This window comes from Neisseria benedictiae, from assembly GCF_958267435.1.
In the GTDB taxonomy this organism is placed as follows: domain Bacteria; phylum Pseudomonadota; class Gammaproteobacteria; order Burkholderiales; family Neisseriaceae; genus Neisseria; species Neisseria bergeri.
Map to the genome: position 1 here is coordinate 37,195 of NZ_CATQFV010000027.1, position 19,500 is coordinate 56,694.

Sequence of the window (19,500 nt, forward strand, 5' to 3'; positions counted from 1 at the left end):
TTCAAACTTCAAACCTTCCCAAATAAAGGAAACAAAATGGCAGACTTCAACCAAATCCTGACCCCGGGCGACGTGGACGGCGGCATCATCAACGTCGTCAACGAAATCCCCGCCGGCAGCAACCACAAAATCGAGTGGAACCGCAAACTCGCCGCATTCCAACTCGACCGCGTCGAACCCGCCATCTTCGCCAAACCGACCAACTACGGCTTCATCCCGCAAACTTTGGACGAAGACGGCGACGAATTGGACGTACTGCTCGTTACCGAACAACCTCTGGCAACCGGCGTATTCTTGGAAGCGCGCGTTATCGGCGTGATGAAATTCGTTGACGACGGCGAAGTAGACGACAAAATCGTCTGCGTCCCCGCCGACGACCGCAATAACGGCAACGCCTACAAAACTTTGTCCGATTTGCCGCAACAGCTCATCAAACAAATCGAGTTCCACTTCAACCACTACAAAGACCTGAAAAAAGCGGGTACGACCAAAGTCGAATCCTGGGGCGATGCGGAAGAAGCGAAAAAAGTCATCAAAGAATCCGTCGAACGCTGGAACAAACAGGCATAACATCCGCCTGCCCTGCCGTCTGAACACCCCTTCAGACGGCATTTTTCCAAGCTCTAGGGAATGCCGTCCCAATCGGATATAATCCGAACATACCGTTTCCGACCGAACGCCATGAACCGCCGAAAAATCTATCTGTTGTCTGTTGCCCTGTTCACACTGGCATTTATGCTGCTCGTCCTCTTGGGTGCTTATCTGCTGACCGCCGGCAGCAAAGCCTTTGCCGTCGCCGCCTTCCTTTTCGCATTCGGCGCGCTGTTCGGACAAATCGGCGCACTCGCCCTCTATTTGCGGCACAAATCCCTACACGCCGCCCAATCCGCCACAAAGGAAAACCGCTATGTCTGAAAAACCGGAAAAAATCGTTTTGGCAAGCGGCAATGCCGGCAAGCTCAAAGAATTCGGCAACTTATTCAAGCCTTACGGCATCACCGTATTGCCGCAATCCGAATTCGGCATACCCGAATGTCCGGAACCCTATTCCACCTTTGTCGAAAACGCGCTGGCAAAAGCACGCCATGCCGCCGAATACAGCGGGCTGCCCGCGCTTGCCGACGACAGCGGCATCTGTGCCGCCGCCTTAAACGGCGCGCCGGGCATACATTCCGCCCGATACGCCGGCAGCAATCCCAAATCCGATTCTGCCAACAACCTGAAACTTGCCGCCGAACTTGCCGGCAAAGCCGACAAAAGCTGCTGCTATGTCTGCGTATTGGTTCTTGTCCGCCATAAAGACGACCCGCGTCCGATTATTGCCGAAGGCGTATGGCACGGACGATGGCACGACACGCCGCTCGGGCAAAACGGTTTCGGTTACGACCCGTATTTTTATCTGCCCGGACACGGCAAAACCGCCGCCGAATTGGATTCGGAGGTCAAAAACCGAGAAAGCCACCGCGCACAGGCACTCGCCGATTTAATCCGCAAACTCGCCCTTTAAACATCAAAACAATACAAAGGAAAAAGAATGAAACCGATAAAAAAAGCCGTTTTCCCCGTCGCAGGGATGGGAACCCGCTTCCTGCCCGCCACCAAGGCCAGCCCGAAAGAAATGCTGCCCATCGTCGACAAGCCGCTGATCCAATACGCCGTAGAAGAAGCCGTGGAAGCCGGCTGCACGGAAATGGTGTTTGTAACCGGACGCAACAAACGCAGCATCGAAGACCATTTCGACAAGGCATACGAACTCGAAACCGAGTTGGAAATGCGCCATAAAGACAAACTTCTGGAACACGTCCGCAACATCCTGCCGCCGAACATTACCTGCCTCTACATCCGCCAGGCCGAAGCACTGGGCTTGGGACACGCCGTCTTGTGCGCCCGCGCCGCCATCGGCGACGAACCCTTCGCCGTGATTTTGGCTGACGACTTAATCGATGCCCCAAAAGGCGCGCTCAAACAAATGGTCGAAGTGTACGAACGCAGCGGCAACAGCATTTTAGGCGTAGAAACCGTTGAACCATCGCAAACCGGCTCATACGGCATCGTCGAAACCGAACAGCTCAAACAGTTCCAACGCATTACCGGCATTGTCGAAAAACCCAAGCCCGAAGACGCGCCTTCCAACCTTGCCGTTGTTGGACGCTACATCCTCACCCCGCGCATTTTCGACTTACTGACCGGACTGCCGCGCGGCGCGGGCAACGAAATCCAGCTTACAGACGGCATCGCCAAGCTGCTCGATCACGAATTTGTCCTAGCGCACCCCTTTGAAGGCACGCGCTACGACTGCGGCAGCAAACTGGGCTACCTCGAAGCCACCGTCGCCTACGGCCTGAAACACCCCGAAACCGGCGAACCCTTCCGCCGCCTTTTGGAAAAATACCGTACCGAATAACCACATCAAGGAATCCTTATGCACGACAAAACCTGGTCCGGACGCTTCAACGAACCCGTTTCCGAACTCGTCAAACAATACACCGCCTCCATCGGTTTCGACCGACGGCTTGCCGAATGGGACATCCAAGGCTCGCTGGCACACGCGCAAATGTTGAAAGAAACCGGCGTGTTGGACGAAGGCGATTTGGCGGACATCCGCCGGGGTATGGCGGAAATCCTCGAAGAAATCCGCAGCGGCAAAATCGAATGGTCGTCCGATTTGGAAGATGTCCATATGAACATCGAACGCCGCCTGACCGACAAAATCGGCGATGCGGGCAAACGCCTGCACACCGGCCGCAGCCGCAACGACCAAGTCGCTACCGACATCCGCCTGTGGCTGCGCGATCAAATTACCGTTATTCAAAGCCTGATTCAAAACCTTCAGACGGCCTTGGTTGATTTGGCGGAACAAAATGCCGAAACCGTCATGCCCGGTTTTACCCACTTACAAGTTGCCCAGCCGGTCAGCTTCGGGCATCACATGCTCGCCTACGTTGAAATGCTCGGCCGCGATTTCGAGCGCATGGCCGACTGCCGCAAACGCGTCAACCGTATGCCGCTCGGTGCCGCCGCCCTTGCCGGTACGACCTACCCGATTCGGCGCGAAATTACCGCCGAATTACTGGGTTTCGAGCAAATCTGCCAAAACTCGCTCGATGCCGTATCCGACCGCGATTTTGCCGTCGAGTTCACCGCCGCCGCCTCGCTGGTTATGGTTCACTTGAGCCGCCTGTCTGAAGAATTGATTTTGTGGATGAGTCCGCGTTTCGGCTTTATCGACATCGCCGACCGTTTCTGCACAGGTTCGTCCATCATGCCGCAGAAGAAAAATCCCGACGTGCCCGAACTCGTGCGCGGCAAATCCGGACGCGTTATCGGGCACCTTATCGGCCTGATTACCCTGATGAAATCCCAGCCCTTGGCGTACAACAAAGACAATCAGGAAGACAAAGAACCGCTGTTTGACACTGCCGACACACTCATCGACACACTGCGGATTTACGCCGATATGATGCGCGGCGTAACCGTCAAACCCGACAATATGCGCGCCGCCGTGATGCAGGGTTTTGCCACCGCCACCGACTTGGCGGATTATCTGGTCAAAAAAGGTATGCCCTTCCGCGATGCCCACGAAGTCGTCGCCCAAGCCGTGCGACACGCCGATGAAGCCGGCGTCGATTTGAGCGAATTGCCGCTCGAAGTTCTACAAGGCTTCAGCAAGCTGATTTCAGACGACGTGTACGGCGTACTGACACCCGAAGGCAGCCTCAACGCCCGCAACCACTTGGGCGGTACCGCGCCGGAACAAGTGCGCCTCCAAGTCAAACGCTGGCGTGAAGTATTGGCTTAACCCCCGATGCCGTCTGAAGAAATGTTCAGACGGCATTTTTAAAAGGCAAGAACACGATGACCGATACGGATACCCAAGCCGACCGCTTCGAACAGATGATGTGGCAGGCGGTGGACAAACTTTTTGAACAGCATGACGGCAAACTCGAAAGCATGGACGGACGAGAACAGGAGCTGGTTTTGATTTGGCGGGCGGAAGCCGATATCGGCAACGGCGGCATACTGCAATTTGTCTGCAACTGGGGTTTTCCCGCCGCCGAAAAGACTTGTTCCGTTCTGAAAAAAATCGGCGCGGTACACAGCGCAATGCTGATCCATCGGGCGGCAGACGCATTGGACAAAGAAATCCGCCACCTCCAATCGGAAGGTAAAACCCTAAAAGAAATGTGGGATATAACACAGCATCTCGACAACAAAACCGCCTCGCTGCTGAACAGTCTGGATGAACAATATTGGCAAGACCCCGACAAACTGTATCTGCTGGGATGGCAATACTATTCCGGCAACCCTGTTCAGACGGCATTTTAAAGGGAAGGGTTCTCAAGTATTCCGGCAAATCAAGATGCCGCCTTTGCCCTCATTCCGCCGCCCGTACGGCAATATGAAACAGCCCGGTTTTTGCCCGTTCCGCCACGCATTACCCGCCGCTTCCGCCTTACGGGCGCGATGCACGGAAAAAAATACAAGTCAGAACAAACCATAACCGGATTGGACAACAACAAATTTAAAAAAATAATTATTTGCATTTATAAAAAAGAAGGAATACACTACACACCGTTATGTCTTAACAAGATATACACTCTCATTCATTAGGAGAAAATCGATATGAAAACATCTATCCGATACGCACTGCTTGCCGCAGCCCTGACCGCCGCAACCCCTGCGCTGGCAGACATTACCGTGTACAACGGTCAACACAAAGAAGCCACGCAGGCACTTGCCGATGCCTTTACCCAAGCCACCGGTATCAAAGTAAAAATTAACAGCGGCAAAAGCGACCAGCTTGCCGGCCAAATCAAAGAAGAAGGCAGCCGAAGCCCCGCCGACGTATTCTATTCCGAACAAATCCCCCCGCTGGTTACGCTTTCCGCAGCCAATCTCTTAGAAACCCTCCCCGCAAAAACGATTAACGACACACGCCGCAAAGGCGTGCCGGTTGCCGCCAAAAAAGACTGGGTGGCATTGAGCGGACGTTCGCGCGTCGTCGTTTACGACACCCGCAAACTGTCTGAAAAAGATTTGGAAAAATCCGTCCTGAATTACGCCACGCCGAAATGGAAAGACCGTATCGGTTATGTGCCGACTTCAGGCGCGTTCTTGGAACAGGTTGTCGCCATCGTCAAACTGAAAGGCGAAGCAGCCGCCCTGAAATGGCTCAAAGGCTTAAAAGAAAACGGCAAACTGTATGCTAAAAACACTGTCGCGCTCCAAGCCGTCGAAAACGGCGAAGTGCCGGCCGCCCTCATCAACAACTACTACTGGTATGCGTTTGCCAAAGAAAAAGGCGTGAACAACATCCATTCCCGCCTGAACTTCGTCCGCCACAAAGACCCCGGCGCACTCGTTACCTATTCCGGCGCGGCTGTGCTGAAATCTTCCCCGAACAAAGCCGAAGCACAAAAATTCGTCGCCTTCCTTGCCGGCAAACAAGGACAGCAGGTCTTGACTTCCGTCCGCGCAGAATATCCGCTGCACGCCGGCGTGTCTTCCCCGTTCAATATGGAACCTTATGCCAAATTGGAAGCACCTGAAGTATCTGCAACCACCATTGCCGACAAAGAAAATGCCACCCGCCTCCTCGAACAGGCAGGTCTGAAATAAACTCTTTCCGTTCAAACGGTCGGACAACCCTGCTGTCCGACCGTTTTCTATCCGAATCCGATTTATGTCCCGCAACAAAATACCCTCATGGCTGACCGCCCTCATCCTGCTTATCGCCTTGCCGCTGACCCTTCCTTTCCTTTATGTCGCCATGCGTTCGTGGCAGGTTGGTGCAACACGCGCCTACGAACTGCTGTTCCGCCCACGCATGTTTGATTTGCTGGGAAACACCCTGATGCTGATGTTCGGCGTTACCCTGATTTCTATCGTTTTGGGCATTACCTGCGCCGTCCTGTTCCAACGTTACCGCTTTTTCGGCAAAACCTTTTTTCAGACGGCAATTACTCTGCCCTTATGCATACCTGCATTTGTCAGCTGCTTTACATGGATCAGCCTGACTTTCCGCGTGGAGGGATTTTGGGGAACCGTTATGATTATGAGCCTGTCGTCTTTTCCCCTCGCCTACCTACCGGTCGAGGCGGCCCTCAAACGCATCAGCCTGTCGTTTGAAGAAGTCAGCCTTTCCTTGGGTAAAAGCCGCCTGCAAACTTTCTTTTCCGCCATACTTCCCCAACTCAAACCTGCCATCGGCAGCAGCATCCTGCTGATTGCGCTGCACATGCTGATTGAATTCGGTGCAGTATCGATACTCAACTATCCTACCTTTACCACCGCCATTTTCCAAGAATACGAAATGTCGTTCGACAATAACACCGCCGCGCTGCTGTCCGCCGTTTTAATGGCAGTGTGCGGCATCGTCGTATTTGGAGAAAGCATTTTCCGCGGAAAAACCAAGCTCTATCACAGCGGCAAAGGCGTTGCCCGCCCCTACCCGGTCAAAACGATGAAGCTGCCTGCGCAAATCTGCACAGTATTTTTTCTTGGCTCGCTGCTGGTTTTAAGCATCGTCATCCCATTCGGCATCCTTATCCGCTGGATGATGGTCGGCTCGTCCGGCACATTTGAACTCGTATCCGTATTCGATGCATTTGCCCGATCGATGAGCGTATCCGCCGCCGGCGCATTATTGACCATTTTGTGCGCATTGCCCTTGGTTTGGGCATCCATACGCTACCGCAATCTGCTGACCGTATGGATAGACAGGCTGCCCTTCCTGCTGCACGCCGTACCCGGCCTGGTGATCGCCTTGTCGCTGATTTATTTCAGCATCAACTATGCACCATCCGTTTACCAAACCTTTATCGTCGTCGTCCTTGCCTATTTCATGCTTTACCTGCCGATGGCGCAAACCACCCTGAGGACTTCCTTGGAACAATTCCCCAAAGGCATGGAACAGGTCGGCGCAACATTGGGGCGCGGACACTTCTTTATTTTCAGGACGTTGGTGCTGCCGTCCATCCTGCCCGGCATTACCGCCGCATTCGCACTTGTCTTCCTCAACCTGATGAAAGAGCTGACCGCCACCCTGCTGCTGACCGCAGATGATGTCCACACGCTCTCCACCGCCGTTTGGGAATACACGTCAGACGCACAATATGCCGCCGCCACCCCGTATGCCCTTATGCTGGTACTGTTTTCAGGCCTGCCCGTATTCATACTGAAAAAATACGCCTTCAAATAACACTGCTGCGAAAGACCGACTATGACCGCGCCCGCACTCCAAATCCGCCAACTGATCAAAAACTTTCAGAACCATACCGTTCTACAAAATATCTCGCTCACACTCGGCAAAGGGGAAATCCTCTTCGTCATCGGTGCATCAGGTTGCGGCAAAACCACGCTGCTGCGCTGCCTTGCCGGTTTTGAACAGCCCGATTCCGGAGAAATCTCGCTTTACGGAAGAACAATCTATTCAGAAAATACCAACCTTCCCGTCCGCGAACGCCGTTTGGGTTACGTCGTACAAGAAGGCGTACTGTTCCCCCACCTGACCGTTTACCGCAACATCGCCTACGGACTGGGCAACGGCAAAGGCAAGACGGCGCAGGAGCGGCAACGCATCGAAGCCATGATGGCTCTGACCGGCATTTCCGAACTCTCAAACCGTCATCCGCACGAACTTTCAGGCGGACAGCAACAACGTGTCGCCCTCGCCCGCGCCCTCGCCCCCGATCCCGAACTCATCCTACTGGACGAACCCTTCAGCGCACTGGACGAACAGTTGCGCCGCCAAATCCGCGAAGAAATGATGTCTGTTTTGCGACAAAACGGCAAATCCGCCGTTTTCGTCAGCCACGACCGCGAAGAAGCCCTGCAATACGCCGACCGGATTGCCATGATGAAACAGGGGCGCATCCTCCAAACCGCAAGCCCTCACGAATTGTACCGACAACCTGCCGACCTTGATGCCGCCCTGTTTATCGGCGAAGGCATCGTGTTCCCCGCCGCACTCAACGCCGACGGTACGGCAGACTCCGAATTAGGCAGGCTCCCCGTCGGAAACACCTTACCCGCAGGCACGCGCGGCACACTGCTCATTCGCCCGGAGCAATTCAGCTTCAACTGCCCGAACACCCATGCTGCCGAATTATCCGCCACCATCCTCAACGCCATACCTAAAGCACGCCACATCCAAATCCGCCTGAAAATCGGGCAAACCGTCCTGACGCTGGACACCCCCTATGCTCCCGATTGTTCAGACGGCACACAGACACGCATCTACTTAAATTCAGAAGCCCTGTTTTTTCCCGAACCGCCTGCCCCATAAGGCAGGGGACACGATGCCGTCTGAAAGGCATAACGATGCCTGACGATATTTATCTTGTTGAAAACATAATTTATTTGTTAATATAAAAACACGCGGCAGCGTAAAACCGGCTGCCGCCCCAAAACAGAAAACACCTGTTTGCGCAAACCGGACGGGAAATAGCCTATCCCGACATTTCCCCTCAAATCCCAACACTTCCAACCACATATGCCGCACACCGCAGCATACGAAAGGATATATTATGGCAAAAGTACTCATCGTACCCGTATCTGCCGGACTGAACGCCTCCGCCGCCGCACAAGCCTTTGCAAAAGCACTGGACGCACAAATTTTCCAAGCCGTTGACGCAACCGCCGAAACCCTGCTCGCGCAAGGCAAAAGCGACGACTGGTTCGACGCACTGGTCGGCAAAGTTGCCGCACTCGATGCCGCCAACCTCGTCATCGAAGGCATCGCGCCCGATGCCGACAAAATCTACCTCGCAGGCAAAAACGTCGAACTGGCATTGTCCCTTGATGCGGCAGCCGTCTTTGCCGTCCGTTCCGACAACACCGATGCAGACGAACTGGCGCACCGGCTGAACCTTGCCAAACAGTTCTTTGCCACCGCGCCGGGCGTATTGGAAGGTTTTATTATCGACGGTGCGGCAGCCTCCGTTGCCGAAGCGGCAGCCGAAAAAACCGGCCTGACCTTCTTCGGTTCGAGCGACGCGCTGAAAGACGTATCCGTATTGGCAAACCGACAAACTAAACGCCTTTCGCCCGCCCAATTCCGCTACAACCTGATCGACTTCGCCCGCCAAGCCGACAAACGCATCGTCCTGCCTGAAGGCGCAGAACCCCGCACCGTCCAAGCCGCCGCCATCTGCCACGAAAAAGGCATTGCCCGCTGCGTCCTGCTTGCCAAACGCGAAGAAGTCGAAGCCGTTGCCAAAGAGCGCGGCATCAGCCTGCCGGACTCTTTGGAAATCGTCAATCCCGCCTCATTGGTCGAACAATACGTCGAGCCGATGTGCGAACTGCGCAAATCCAAAGGCCTGACACCCGAAGACGCGCGCAAGCAACTGCAAGATACCGTGGTACTCGGTACAATGATGATGGCGCAAAACGATGTGGACGGTCTGGTATCCGGTGCGGTTCACACCACCGCCAACACCATCCGCCCCGCTTTGCAACTGATTAAAACCGCACCGGGCGCAAGCCTCGTATCCAGCGTATTCTTTATGCTGCTGCCGAATCAGGTTCTGGTATTCGGCGACTGCGCGGTTAATCCGAACCCGACCGCACAACAGCTTGCCGACATCGCCATCCAGTCTGCCGATTCCGCAAAAGCCTTCGGCATCGACCCGAAAGTGGCCATGATTTCCTACTCTACGATCAACTCCGGCAGCGGCCCCGATGTCGATACCGTCATCGAAGCAACCAAACTTGCCCGGGAAAAACGCCCCGACCTCGCCATCGACGGCCCGCTGCAATATGATGCGGCAACCGTACCGGGCGTGGGCAAATCGAAAGCCCCGGGCAGCCCGGTGGCAGGACAGGCAACCGTTTTGGTCTTCCCCGACCTGAACACCGGCAACTGCACCTACAAAGCCGTCCAACGCAGTGCCAACGTCTTGAGCGTCGGCCCGCTGCTGCAAGGCCTGCGCAAACCGGTCAACGACCTGTCGCGCGGCGCGCTGGTGGAAGACATCGTGTTCACCATCGCCCTGACTGCCGTTCAGGCAAAACAAATGGAAGGCTGACAAACGGCTTTCCGGGTTTGAACCCTATGCCGTCTGAAGACAGATTCCCGTTTTCAGACGGCATTTTTATCAGCACGGCACATTTGTTTGTTAAAATCGCAGCCATATTGCAAAAAAAGAGGAGGAAGCCATGCAAACCGCCATTATCGATTACGGTATGGGCAACCTGCATTCCGTATTGAAATCCGTCCGGACGGCGGGGCAGCTTGCCGGAAAAAATACCGAAATCTTTTTAAGCGGCGACCCCGACCGCGTGTCCCGCGCCGACAAAGTCATTTTTCCCGGGCAGGGCGCGATGCCCGACTGTATGGCGGCACTGAAGCGCGGCGGCTTGGACGAGGCAGTCAAAGATGCCTTAAAAAACAAACCGTTTTTCGGAATCTGCGTCGGTGCGCAACTTTTATTCGACCACAGCGAAGAAGGAAACACCGACGGCTTGGGCTGGTTCGGCGGCAAAGTCAGACGCTTTGCCCGCGACCTCCGCGACCGGCAGGGATGCCGTCTGAAAGTCCCGCATATGGGCTGGAACACCGTGCGCCAAACCAAAAACCACCCGCTGTTTAAAGATATTCCCCAAGACACGCGTTTTTACTTCGTCCACAGCTACTATTTCGACCCCGAAAATCCCGAAACCATATTGGGCGAAAGCGACTACCCGTCCCCGTTTGCCTGCATCGTCGGCAAAGACAACGTATTCGCCACGCAATTTCACACCGAAAAAAGCCACGATGCCGGGCTGACGATGTTGAAAAACTTTTTAAACTGGTAAGCCGGACACACCCCCGAACAAGGAGAAAAATTATGCTGCTGATACCCGCCATCGATTTGAAAGAAGGACGCTGCGTCCGCCTGAAACAAGGGCTGATGGAAGAGGCGACCGTCTTTTCCGATTCGCCCTCCGAAACCGCGCTGCACTGGTTCAAACAGGGCGCGCGCCGCCTGCATCTGGTAGATTTGAACGGCGCGTTTGCCGGCGTTCCGCAAAACCTGCCCGCCATCAAAGACATCCTTGCCGCCGTCGCCAAAGACATCCCCGTACAGCTCGGCGGCGGCATACGCGATTTGAAAACCATCGGACAATATTTGGATTTGGGCCTGAACGACGTGATTATCGGCACGGCGGCAGTCAAAAACCCCGACTTCGTGCGCGAGGCGTGCAAAGCCTTCCCCGGCAGGATTATCGTCGGGCTGGATGCCAAAGACGGTATGGCCGCCATCGACGGCTGGGCAACCGTAACCGGGCATCATGTAATTGATTTGGCAAAACGCTTTGAAGACGACGGTGTCAACAGCATCATCTACACCGACATCGGGCGCGACGGTATGATGAGCGGCGTGAACATCGACGCGACGGTCAAACTCGCCCAAGCCGTCCGCATTCCCGTCATCGCCTCCGGCGGACTGACCGGCTTGGACGACATCCGCGCCCTGTGTGCCGCCGAAAAACGTGGCGTAGCAGGCGCGATTACCGGCCGCGCGATTTACGAGGGCAGCATCGATTTTGCCCAAGCGCAGCAACTGGCAGATTCCCTCGACTAAAGGCATCCGATTATGGCACTGGCAAAACGCATCATCCCCTGTCTCGACGTAAAAGACGGGCGCGTCGTCAAAGGCGTGAACTTCATCGGTTTGCGCGACGCGGGCGACCCCGTCGAAACCGCCAAACGCTACAACGGCGAAGGCGCGGACGAATTGACCTTCCTCGACATCACCGCCTCATCCGACAACCGCGATACCATCCTGCACATCATCGAAGAAGTTGCCGGACAAGTCTTCATTCCGCTGACCGTCGGCGGCGGCGTACGCACCGTTGCCGACATCCGCCGCCTGCTCAATGCCGGCGCGGACAAAGTCAGCATCAACACCGCCGCCGTTACCCGTCCCCACCTGATTGACGAAGCCGCCGGATTTTTCGGTTCGCAAGCCATCGTCGCCGCCGTCGATGCCAAAGCCGTCAACCCCGAAAACACACGCTGGGAAATCTTTACCCACGGCGGGCGCAATCCGACCGGTTTGGATGCGGTGGAATGGGCGGTCGAAATGCAAAAACGCGGCGCGGGCGAAATCCTGCTCACAGGTATGGACAGGGACGGGACGAAACAGGGTTTCAACCTGCCGCTGACCTGCGCCGTTGCCGAAGCCGTCGACATCCCCGTCATCGCCTCCGGCGGGGTCGGCAATGTCCGGCACCTGATTGAAGGCATAACCGAAGGCAAAGCCGATGCCGTACTTGCCGCCGGCATTTTCCATTTCGGGGAAATCTCCATCCGCGAAGCCAAACGCGCTATGCGCGAAGCCGGCATCGAAGTGCGCCTCTGACCGCCCCAACTATGCCGTCTGAAAGGAAATATGGATAAAAACCTGCTTGAAGCCGTCAAATTTGACGAAAAAGGTTTGGTTTGCGCCATCGCCCAAGATGCCGAAACCAAACGTGTTTTAATGGTGGCGTGGATGAACGCCGAAGCCCTGCAAAAAACCGTCGAAACCGGCTTTGCCCACTATTACAGCCGTTCGCGCCAAAAACAATGGATGAAGGGCGAAGAGTCGGGACACACGCAAAAAGTCCGCGAACTGCGCCTCGACTGCGACGGCGACGCCATTGTGATGCTCGTCGCCCAAAACGGCGGCATCGCCTGCCACACCGGGCGAGAAAGCTGCTTTTACAAAGTCTGGCGCGGCGGCGCGTGGGAAACCGCCGATGCCGTCCTGAAAGACGAAAAAGAGATTTACGGCAGCACGCACTGACCGCCTCCAACATTGAATTATCAGGCATTTTTTTGTACAATTTCGCCGTCTCAAACACTGTCCGGGCCGTCTGAAAAGCGGCCTGAACCTTTTTGCAAAGAAAACCATGTCCCAAGAAATCCTCGACCAAGTGCGCCGCCGCCGCACGTTTGCCATCATCTCCCACCCCGACGCGGGTAAAACCACGCTGACCGAAAAGCTGTTGCTGTTTTCGGGCGCGATTCAGAGCGCGGGTACGGTAAAAGGCAAAAAAACCGGCAAATTCGCCACCTCCGACTGGATGGACATCGAAAAGCAGCGCGGCATTTCCGTGGCATCAAGCGTGATGCAGTTCGATTACAAAGACCACACCGTCAACCTCTTGGACACGCCGGGACACCAAGACTTCTCCGAAGACACCTACCGCGTTTTAACTGCCGTGGACAGTGCCTTGATGGTCATCGACGCGGCAAAAGGCGTGGAAGCGCAAACCATCAAGCTCTTAAACGTCTGCCGCCTGCGCGATACGCCGATTGTTACGTTTATGAACAAATACGACCGCGAAGTGCGCGATTCTTTGGAACTTTTGGACGAAGTGGAAAACATCCTGCAAATCCGCTGCGCGCCCGTTACCTGGCCGATCGGTATGGGCAAAAACTTCAAAGGCGTGTACCACATCCTGAACGACGAAATCTATCTCTTTGAAGCGGGCGGCGAACGCCTGCCGCACGAGTTCGACATCATCAAAGGCATCGACAATCCCGAATTGGAACAACGCTTTCCGTTGGAAATCCAGCAGTTGCGCGACGAAATCGAATTGGTGCAAGCGGCTTCCAACGAGTTTAATCTCGACGAATTCCTCGCCGGTGAACTCACGCCCGTGTTCTTCGGCTCTGCGATTAACAACTTCGGTATTCAGGAAATCCTCAATTCATTGATTGAATGGGCGCCCGCGCCGAAACCGCGCGATGCAACCGTACGCATGGTCGAGCCGAACGAGCCGAAGTTCTCCGGATTTATCTTCAAAATCCAAGCCAATATGGACCCGAAACACCGCGACCGTATCGCCTTTTTGCGCGTCTGCTCCGGCAAATTCGAGCGCGGCATGAAGATGAAACACCTGCGCATCAACCGCGAAATCGCCGCCTCCAGCGTGGTAACCTTCATGTCGCACGACCGCGAGCTGGTGGAAGAAGCCTACGCCGGAGACATCATCGGTATCCCGAACCACGGCAACATCCAAATCGGCGACAGCTTCTCCGAAGGCGAACAACTGGCGTTTACCGGCATCCCATTCTTCGCGCCCGAACTATTTCGCAGCGTCTGCATCAAAAACCCGCTGAAAATCAAGCAACTGCAAAAAGGCCTGCAACAACTCGGCGAAGAAGGCGCGGTACAGGTTTTCAAACCGATGAGCGGCGCAGATTTGATTTTGGGCGCGGTTGGCGTGTTGCAATTTGAAGTCGTTACCTCGCGGCTGGCCAACGAATACGGCGTAGAAGCCGTGTTCGACAGCGCATCCATCTGGTCGGCACGCTGGGTATCGTGCGAAGACAAGAAAAAGCTGGCGGAGTTTGAAAAAGCCAATGCAGGCAATCTGTCGATAGACGCAGGCGGCAACCTCGCCTACCTCGCGCCTAACCGCGTGAATCTGGGACTCACGCAAGAACGCTGGCCGGACATCGTGTTCCACGAAACGCGCGAGCATTCGGTGAAGCTGTAAGGTAACAGAAAACAAACATGCCGTCTGAAACCCAAAATTTCAGACGGCATGTTTATTCAACCCAAAATCTTATTCCACTTGTCGGTATTGTTTCGACAACCTTACATAATGCGCGGCGGAATACTTCAAAAAGGCTTTTTCCTCATCGGTCAGCACGCGCACTTGTCTAACCGGCGAACCGATATAAAGGTAGCCGCCCGCCAAGCGTTTGCGCGGCGGAACGAGGCTGCCCGCACCGATCATCACTTCGTCCTCAATCACGGCATCGTCCAAAACGGTGCTGCCCATACCGACCAAGACGCGGTTGCCAATTCGGCAGCCGTGCAGCATCACTTTGTGTCCCACGGTAACGTCTTCGCCGATAACCAGCGGCGAGCCCTCGGGTTTGGCGGCGGTTTTGTGGGAAACGTGCAGGACGCTGCCGTCCTGTATATTGCTGCGCGCGCCGACGGTAATGCTGTTCACATCGCCGCGCAACACGGCGCACGGCCACACGGAAACATCTTCGGCAAGCGACACTTCGCCGATGACGACGCAGGCTTCGTCTATCATGCAGCTTTCGTGAATTTGGGGCGCGTGTTCCAAAAATTTGCGGATTGCGGTCATTTTTCCTCCTTTGGCAAGGTATATATTGTTAAGGAATTTATTAAATATTCCCTCTGATTGCTTTTAAAATCCGGCCTGTAATATCTACACCGAATAATGTGATTATCGGGAATATCAGCTTATATATCAACTTATTGGACCTTAACAGCATAAACCTTAAATGATACGCCCTTCTTTTTATATCAGAATCACACGCTATATTTTTACTCGTCATTATAAAAAGCAAAACGAGATATTCGTAGGAAAGAAAAGAATAAAGATAACTTGATATATCCCTATTAAATTCCATTTCCGCATTTTTCTCCAAAATATATAATAATGACTTTATACTTTTTTCCGAAACAGTTCCCGTAATAGAATCTTTTCTTCCCTGCCGATAATAGTAATAACAACCGTCCAAATAAGAAAAAGTTGTTGCCGCATTAAATAACCTCATTGACCATTCGATATCTTCAGAATAAATTCCCTTTTCAAAAAACAGTTTTTCTCTAATAATCAATTCTCTTTTTATAATCTTATTCCATGCCGAACCTGGAAATTTTCTAAATCGGCATAATCCTTTCAAAACTTCGACTTTGGGTTGATTGAGTATTTTTTCAGGCTGATAATCTTCGCCAAAATGTGAAACACTTCCCTTATCATATTTAACTGCATTTAAAAAAACCACATCCGGCATATCACTATCATCTTTACCAAGAAAATCCAGCAAAATCTGATAGTTAATAAAATCATCCGAATCAATAAATGCTATATATTTTCCGTTTGAATTTTTTATTCCGGTATTTCTCGCCTCCGACAATCCTTGGTTATCCTGATATATATATTTGATATTTGATATTTGATATTTGATATTTGATATTTGATATTTGATATTTGATATTTGGTGTCCGGTGTTTGTTGTTTGTTGTTTGTTGTTTGTTGTTTGTTGTTTGTTGTTTGTTGTTTGTTGTTTGTTGTTTGTTGTTTGTTGTTTGATATTTTATCTATATATTTATGACATATATCTTCACTTCCGTCTTTTGACCCGTCATTCACAAGGATAAGTTCGACATTTTCATTACTTAATATAGGTTCTATGGAACTTAAACACGCTTCCAAATAACTTTCGACATTATAAATGGGAACTACGATACTTAAATCCATATCCATATTATTATCCTAAATAATCCTAATCCTGACTTAATGCGGACACGCCGTTTCCTGCCGCCCGAAAGGTTTCAGACGGCAGGGGTTGCGGTTATTTGCCCGCTTTGAGCCCTTGCCACAGCTTCACGCCCAATTTGGCGGATTCTGAGGATTTGGGAGATACGATGAAACTTTTTTCCATAAGTTCTTTGGTCGGGAAAATCGATGAATCGTTTGTGTATTTGGCTTCCATCAAATCACGCGCGGGACGGCTGGCGGGCGCGTAGGTAACGAAGCTGCCGTTTTTCGCCGCCACCTCGGGCCGGAGCGTGTAATCGATATAGCGGTGGGCGTTGGCAACGTTTTGCGCGTCGCGCGGAATCATAAAGGAATCCACCCACACGCCCACGCCGGTTTTCGGGGTCAATACTTTGATTTCCACGCCGTTTGCGGCTTCTTCGGCACGGGTTTTGGCAATGTTCAAATCGCCGCCGTAACCGATGGCGGCACACAGGTTGCCCGCCGCCATATCGTCGATATAGCCGGAAGAGCTGAAGCGTTTCACGTCGCCCCGGACGGCTTTCATCATATCGACGGCGGCTTTGATGTCTTCGGGATTTTCACTGTTGGGGTCTTTGCCCAAATAGTGCAACGCCAAGGGAATCTGTTCGATTGCGCTGTCGAAATAGCTGATGCCGCAGGATTTGAGTTTGGCGGTGTATTCGGGGTTGAACACCAAATCCCATTCGTTTTCGGGCAGCTTGTCCGTACCCAATGCCTTTTTCACCTGCCGCGTGTTGATTGCCAAGGTGTTGATGCCCCAGAAATAGGGGACGGCGTATTCGTTGCCCGGATCGACGGCTTCCATCATTTTCAGCAAATCTTTATCGATGTTGCCGTAATGGGGGATTTGCACCTTGTCGATTTTCTGATACGCGCCCGCTTTGATTTGCCGGCCGACGTTGGCGATGGACGGCGCGGTCAGGTCATAGCCGGATTTGCCGGTCAGGACTTTTGCCTCCAGTGTTTCGTTGCTGTCGTAATAATCGGAACGCGTCTTGATGCCGGTTTCTTTTTCAAAGGCGGCAACGGTTTCGGGATCGACATAATCCGACCAGTTGTAGATGTTGAGTTTGCCCGATTGTTCGGCTTCGGGCTTGGCGGAGGGGGCTTGGGCGGCGGTATTGCTTCCGCCGCCGCACGCAGTCAAGGCGAGGCTCAGGATTGCCGCCGCCACCAGTGTTTTTTTCATGGTTTTCGACCTTTCGTTCAAAAATAAAAAACATTGCAGGGACGGCCGGGCCGCCTGCATCGGAAGCTGTGGGGGCGGCCGGTCGGCTTTCTTGGCCCTTGGTGCAGCAAGGTTTGCATTAAACGGCAAAAACAGCCGGGGCGCAACCGTTAATTTTCACGGGTTTGCCGTTCCGGCGCACAATCGGGCGGTAATGGGGGACATTGTTCCGCCTGCGTGAAAATGCCGTCTGAAACGGACGGTGTGCATTTCAGACGGCATTTTTCAAAACGGCAAATCAGTTGCTCAACACGTCCACGCCTTTGGGCGGGGTAAACTTGAACGCGCCGCGCGAAAGGCCGGGCTTGGTGTTCAGGCTGCCGAAGCTGACGGAGGTTTGGTTGCCGAAGCTGTCTTTAAGCTGCATGGCGGCGAGGCTGCCGCCTTTGAAGCCGATGCGGATGTATTGGTAGCCGGCATTGTTGCGTTTGGGCGTTGCCAGCACATAATCGATGCCGTTGGACGAACCGTCCTCTTTCAGCGTGTAGCTGCTTTCGAGGGCGGTTTTGTTCGACAGGATGGCGGCGGGGCTGCCGCCTATAGCCTGGTCTTGGGACGACTTAGTCACTTGTGCCAAATCGACATCGTAGAGCCAAACGGTTTGACCGTCGCCGACAATAGTCTGTTTGTAGGGCGAAGTGTATTCCCATTTGAAGAGGCCCGGGCGCAGGATTTTGAACGTGCCGTGCGCGGTTTGGGTTTTCTTTTTGCTTTGGACGGTTTGGGTGAAGCTGCCGCTGATACCGTCGGCGTCGTTGTTGAATTTCTTGAGTGCATCCACTGCGCCTGCCTGTGCGAAACCAATGGTTGCGCTCAGGGAGCAAGCAGCGAGGAATTTAAGCAGGTTGCGTTGTTTCATCATTATTTTTCCTTGTTGGAAGGGATGTGGCGCCCAGTATCGATGTTACAAAATAACAATGCAAGCCGCTTATGGGCGGTTTACATTTTGCAAACAGTGTTTTCCAAGGGCTAATTTTTTGAAGATTCGGGATTTTTTCCTGCGGAAAAGACAATCGGGTTTCACAATTCTTTAATGTATGCCGACTGTGCAAACTGTGGTATTTAATGGTTTTTGACGCGCAACGCCAAATTGTAAAGATTATATTCCTTATATTGTTTTTTTTAAACGCTATAATGTTTGTTTTCCGAAAAACGGCAGACTTGGAATGAAACCTGATATCTATGCTTTGCTGGAACTTGCCCTGCTTTCAGACGACCCCGATGAAAAAGGACGGCTGACGGATGAGGCGTTTGCCGCCGTTCAGAACATGGACGGTGCTGAAGCAAACGCTGCGCCACTGGACTTCCGCCACGCGGGACGGCCGCCGAAGCCTGTTTTGGTCGCGCCGTCGCAACTGACGCCGCGCAAGATGAACACGACCGAAGGCTATGCGGCGATGCTGCATGCGATTGCTCATATCGAGTTCAACGCCATCAATCTGGCTTTGGACGCGGCATACCGTTTCCGCACGCTGCCGTTTCAGTTTGTGCGCGACTGGGTGCGGGTGGCGAAAGAAGAGGTGTACCACTTCCGCCTGATGCGCGAAAGGCTGCGCGCTTTCGGCTTTGATTACGGCGATTTCGAGGCGCACAACCATTTGTGGGACATGGCGTATAAAACCGCCTACGACCCGCTGTTGCGCATGGCGTTGGTGCCGCGCGTGTTGGAAGCGCGCGGGCTGGACGTTACGCCGGGGATACGCGCGAAGGTGGAACAGCGCGGCGATTCGGAAACCTGCGGCGTGTTGGACATCATTTACCGCGATGAAGTGGGCCATGTCGCCATCGGCAACCATTGGTATCAGTACCTCTGCCGCGAACGCGGTTTGGAACCTGTCACCCTGTTCCGCAGTCTGATTGCCCGTTACGATATGTTTATCTTCCGCGGCTATGTGAACATCGAAGCGCGCGAAAAAGCAGGCTTCAGCCGCTTCGAATTGGATATGTTGGAAGATTTCGAGCAGGGTTTGAAACAAGGCAAAAAGGTCGTCTGAAACCCT

At 53.5% G+C, this 19,500-nt stretch carries 19 protein-coding genes and 1 pseudogene; 16 read left to right on the forward strand and 4 right to left on the reverse strand.

Annotated elements, in window-relative coordinates; genetic code table 11:
* Nucleotides 1–36 precede the first annotated feature (36 nt).
* The 15 genes from Q3O12_RS02385 to Q3O12_RS02455 all read left to right on the forward strand — a co-directional run bounded on the left by Q3O12_RS02385 (nucleotide 37) and on the right by Q3O12_RS02455 (nucleotide 14,478).
* Nucleotides 37–570, forward strand: a complete 534-nt coding sequence (locus Q3O12_RS02385; RefSeq protein WP_101134531.1) for an inorganic diphosphatase — start codon at nucleotides 37–39, stop codon at nucleotides 568–570.
* A gap of 111 nt (nucleotides 571–681) precedes the next feature.
* A complete protein-coding gene (locus tag Q3O12_RS02390; RefSeq protein ID WP_003709709.1) occupies nucleotides 682–915 on the forward strand; it encodes an NGO_0222 family membrane protein in 234 nt (77 codons plus the stop codon).
* Nucleotides 908–1,507 carry an RdgB/HAM1 family non-canonical purine NTP pyrophosphatase gene (gene rdgB / locus Q3O12_RS02395; protein ID WP_301669164.1) on the forward strand — a complete coding sequence of 200 codons (600 nt, stop codon included), beginning with the start codon at nucleotides 908–910 and terminating at the stop codon, nucleotides 1,505–1,507. The genes Q3O12_RS02390 and rdgB overlap by 8 nt, the downstream gene beginning before the upstream one ends.
* Before the next feature lie 27 nt (nucleotides 1,508–1,534).
* Nucleotides 1,535–2,404: a UTP--glucose-1-phosphate uridylyltransferase GalU gene (gene galU, locus Q3O12_RS02400; RefSeq protein ID WP_002217750.1), complete on the forward strand. Its 870-nt coding sequence runs from the start codon at nucleotides 1,535–1,537 to the stop codon at nucleotides 2,402–2,404.
* 18 nt (nucleotides 2,405–2,422) lie between these two features.
* Nucleotides 2,423–3,799, forward strand: a complete 1,377-nt coding sequence (gene argH, locus Q3O12_RS02405) for an argininosuccinate lyase (protein WP_301669166.1) — start codon at nucleotides 2,423–2,425, stop codon at nucleotides 3,797–3,799.
* A 56-nt stretch (nucleotides 3,800–3,855) separates the two neighbouring features.
* Nucleotides 3,856–4,326: a DMP19 family protein gene (locus Q3O12_RS02410; RefSeq protein WP_118777892.1), complete on the forward strand. Its 471-nt coding sequence runs from the start codon at nucleotides 3,856–3,858 to the stop codon at nucleotides 4,324–4,326.
* A 297-nt stretch (nucleotides 4,327–4,623) separates the two neighbouring features.
* Nucleotides 4,624–5,619 (forward strand): iron ABC transporter substrate-binding protein, encoded by a 996-nt coding sequence (locus Q3O12_RS02415; RefSeq protein WP_301669169.1) that lies wholly within the window; start codon nucleotides 4,624–4,626, stop codon nucleotides 5,617–5,619.
* Between the two features lie 64 nt (nucleotides 5,620–5,683).
* Entirely contained in the window at nucleotides 5,684–7,201 is a 1,518-nt protein-coding gene (locus tag Q3O12_RS02420) for an ABC transporter permease (protein ID WP_301669170.1), read from the forward strand.
* A gap of 21 nt (nucleotides 7,202–7,222) precedes the next feature.
* Nucleotides 7,223–8,287, forward strand: coding sequence for an ABC transporter ATP-binding protein (locus Q3O12_RS02425; RefSeq protein WP_301669172.1), 1,065 nt, complete (start codon nucleotides 7,223–7,225; stop codon nucleotides 8,285–8,287).
* A 241-nt stretch (nucleotides 8,288–8,528) separates the two neighbouring features.
* Nucleotides 8,529–10,031: a phosphate acetyltransferase gene (gene pta / locus Q3O12_RS02430; protein ID WP_301669173.1), complete on the forward strand. Its 1,503-nt coding sequence runs from the start codon at nucleotides 8,529–8,531 to the stop codon at nucleotides 10,029–10,031.
* Nucleotides 10,032–10,161: 130 nt separating this feature from the next.
* Nucleotides 10,162–10,800 (forward strand): imidazole glycerol phosphate synthase subunit HisH, encoded by a 639-nt coding sequence (gene hisH, locus Q3O12_RS02435; protein WP_301669174.1) that lies wholly within the window; start codon nucleotides 10,162–10,164, stop codon nucleotides 10,798–10,800.
* A gap of 32 nt (nucleotides 10,801–10,832) precedes the next feature.
* Nucleotides 10,833–11,570: a 1-(5-phosphoribosyl)-5-[(5-phosphoribosylamino)methylideneamino]imidazole-4-carboxamide isomerase gene (gene hisA / locus Q3O12_RS02440; protein WP_301669175.1), complete on the forward strand. Its 738-nt coding sequence runs from the start codon at nucleotides 10,833–10,835 to the stop codon at nucleotides 11,568–11,570.
* 12 nt (nucleotides 11,571–11,582) lie between these two features.
* Nucleotides 11,583–12,350: an imidazole glycerol phosphate synthase subunit HisF gene (hisF, locus tag Q3O12_RS02445; protein WP_301669176.1), complete on the forward strand. Its 768-nt coding sequence runs from the start codon at nucleotides 11,583–11,585 to the stop codon at nucleotides 12,348–12,350.
* 30 nt (nucleotides 12,351–12,380) lie between these two features.
* Nucleotides 12,381–12,776, forward strand: coding sequence for a phosphoribosyl-AMP cyclohydrolase (hisI, locus tag Q3O12_RS02450; RefSeq protein WP_301669177.1), 396 nt, complete (start codon nucleotides 12,381–12,383; stop codon nucleotides 12,774–12,776).
* Between the two features lie 106 nt (nucleotides 12,777–12,882).
* Nucleotides 12,883–14,478, forward strand: a complete 1,596-nt coding sequence (locus tag Q3O12_RS02455; protein WP_301669178.1) for a peptide chain release factor 3 — start codon at nucleotides 12,883–12,885, stop codon at nucleotides 14,476–14,478.
* A gap of 69 nt (nucleotides 14,479–14,547) precedes the next feature.
* Here the strand turns inward: Q3O12_RS02455 and Q3O12_RS02460 are convergent, their stop codons facing one another.
* The 4 genes and pseudogenes from Q3O12_RS02460 to lolA form a co-directional block, all read right to left on the reverse strand.
* The gene (locus tag Q3O12_RS02460) at nucleotides 14,548–15,084 is read right to left on the reverse strand and encodes a gamma carbonic anhydrase family protein (RefSeq protein WP_301669179.1); all 537 of its coding nucleotides are present in this window, start codon (nucleotides 15,082–15,084) and stop codon (nucleotides 14,548–14,550) included.
* Nucleotides 15,085–15,124: 40 nt separating this feature from the next.
* A pseudogene (locus tag Q3O12_RS02465) lies at nucleotides 15,125–16,227 on the reverse strand (glycosyltransferase).
* A gap of 94 nt (nucleotides 16,228–16,321) precedes the next feature.
* A complete protein-coding gene (locus Q3O12_RS02470; protein WP_301669180.1) occupies nucleotides 16,322–17,461 on the reverse strand; it encodes a polyamine ABC transporter substrate-binding protein in 1,140 nt (379 codons plus the stop codon).
* A gap of 277 nt (nucleotides 17,462–17,738) precedes the next feature.
* The gene (gene lolA / locus Q3O12_RS02475) at nucleotides 17,739–18,362 is read right to left on the reverse strand and encodes an outer membrane lipoprotein periplasmic chaperone LolA (protein ID WP_301669181.1); all 624 of its coding nucleotides are present in this window, start codon (nucleotides 18,360–18,362) and stop codon (nucleotides 17,739–17,741) included.
* Between the two features lie 304 nt (nucleotides 18,363–18,666).
* On the opposite strand from lolA, the gene Q3O12_RS02480 reads away from it, so the two are divergent.
* The gene (locus Q3O12_RS02480) at nucleotides 18,667–19,494 is read left to right on the forward strand and encodes a ferritin-like domain-containing protein (protein ID WP_301669182.1); all 828 of its coding nucleotides are present in this window, start codon (nucleotides 18,667–18,669) and stop codon (nucleotides 19,492–19,494) included.
* Nucleotides 19,495–19,500: the final 6 nt, after the last annotated feature.

Coding starts and splice junctions, on each gene's coding strand:
- hisH (WP_301669174.1), top strand. CDS start 10,162: ATGCAAACCGCCATTATCGATTACGGTATGGGCAACCTGCATTCCGTA.
- hisA (WP_301669175.1), top strand. CDS start 10,833: ATGCTGCTGATACCCGCCATCGATTTGAAAGAAGGACGCTGCGTCCGC.
- argH (WP_301669166.1), top strand. CDS start 2,423: ATGCACGACAAAACCTGGTCCGGACGCTTCAACGAACCCGTTTCCGAA.
- rdgB (WP_301669164.1), top strand. CDS start 908: ATGTCTGAAAAACCGGAAAAAATCGTTTTGGCAAGCGGCAATGCCGGC.
- Q3O12_RS02460 (WP_301669179.1), bottom strand. CDS start 15,084: ATGACCGCAATCCGCAAATTTTTGGAACACGCGCCCCAAATTCACGAA.
- Q3O12_RS02470 (WP_301669180.1), bottom strand. CDS start 17,461: ATGAAAAAAACACTGGTGGCGGCGGCAATCCTGAGCCTCGCCTTGACT.
- galU (WP_002217750.1), top strand. CDS start 1,535: ATGAAACCGATAAAAAAAGCCGTTTTCCCCGTCGCAGGGATGGGAACC.
- Q3O12_RS02420 (WP_301669170.1), top strand. CDS start 5,684: ATGTCCCGCAACAAAATACCCTCATGGCTGACCGCCCTCATCCTGCTT.
- Q3O12_RS02385 (WP_101134531.1), top strand. CDS start 37: ATGGCAGACTTCAACCAAATCCTGACCCCGGGCGACGTGGACGGCGGC.
- Q3O12_RS02425 (WP_301669172.1), top strand. CDS start 7,223: ATGACCGCGCCCGCACTCCAAATCCGCCAACTGATCAAAAACTTTCAG.
- pta (WP_301669173.1), top strand. CDS start 8,529: ATGGCAAAAGTACTCATCGTACCCGTATCTGCCGGACTGAACGCCTCC.
- hisF (WP_301669176.1), top strand. CDS start 11,583: ATGGCACTGGCAAAACGCATCATCCCCTGTCTCGACGTAAAAGACGGG.
- Q3O12_RS02390 (WP_003709709.1), top strand. CDS start 682: ATGAACCGCCGAAAAATCTATCTGTTGTCTGTTGCCCTGTTCACACTG.
- lolA (WP_301669181.1), bottom strand. CDS start 18,362: ATGATGAAACAACGCAACCTGCTTAAATTCCTCGCTGCTTGCTCCCTG.
- Q3O12_RS02455 (WP_301669178.1), top strand. CDS start 12,883: ATGTCCCAAGAAATCCTCGACCAAGTGCGCCGCCGCCGCACGTTTGCC.
- hisI (WP_301669177.1), top strand. CDS start 12,381: ATGGATAAAAACCTGCTTGAAGCCGTCAAATTTGACGAAAAAGGTTTG.
- Q3O12_RS02480 (WP_301669182.1), top strand. CDS start 18,667: ATGAAACCTGATATCTATGCTTTGCTGGAACTTGCCCTGCTTTCAGAC.
- Q3O12_RS02410 (WP_118777892.1), top strand. CDS start 3,856: ATGACCGATACGGATACCCAAGCCGACCGCTTCGAACAGATGATGTGG.
- Q3O12_RS02415 (WP_301669169.1), top strand. CDS start 4,624: ATGAAAACATCTATCCGATACGCACTGCTTGCCGCAGCCCTGACCGCC.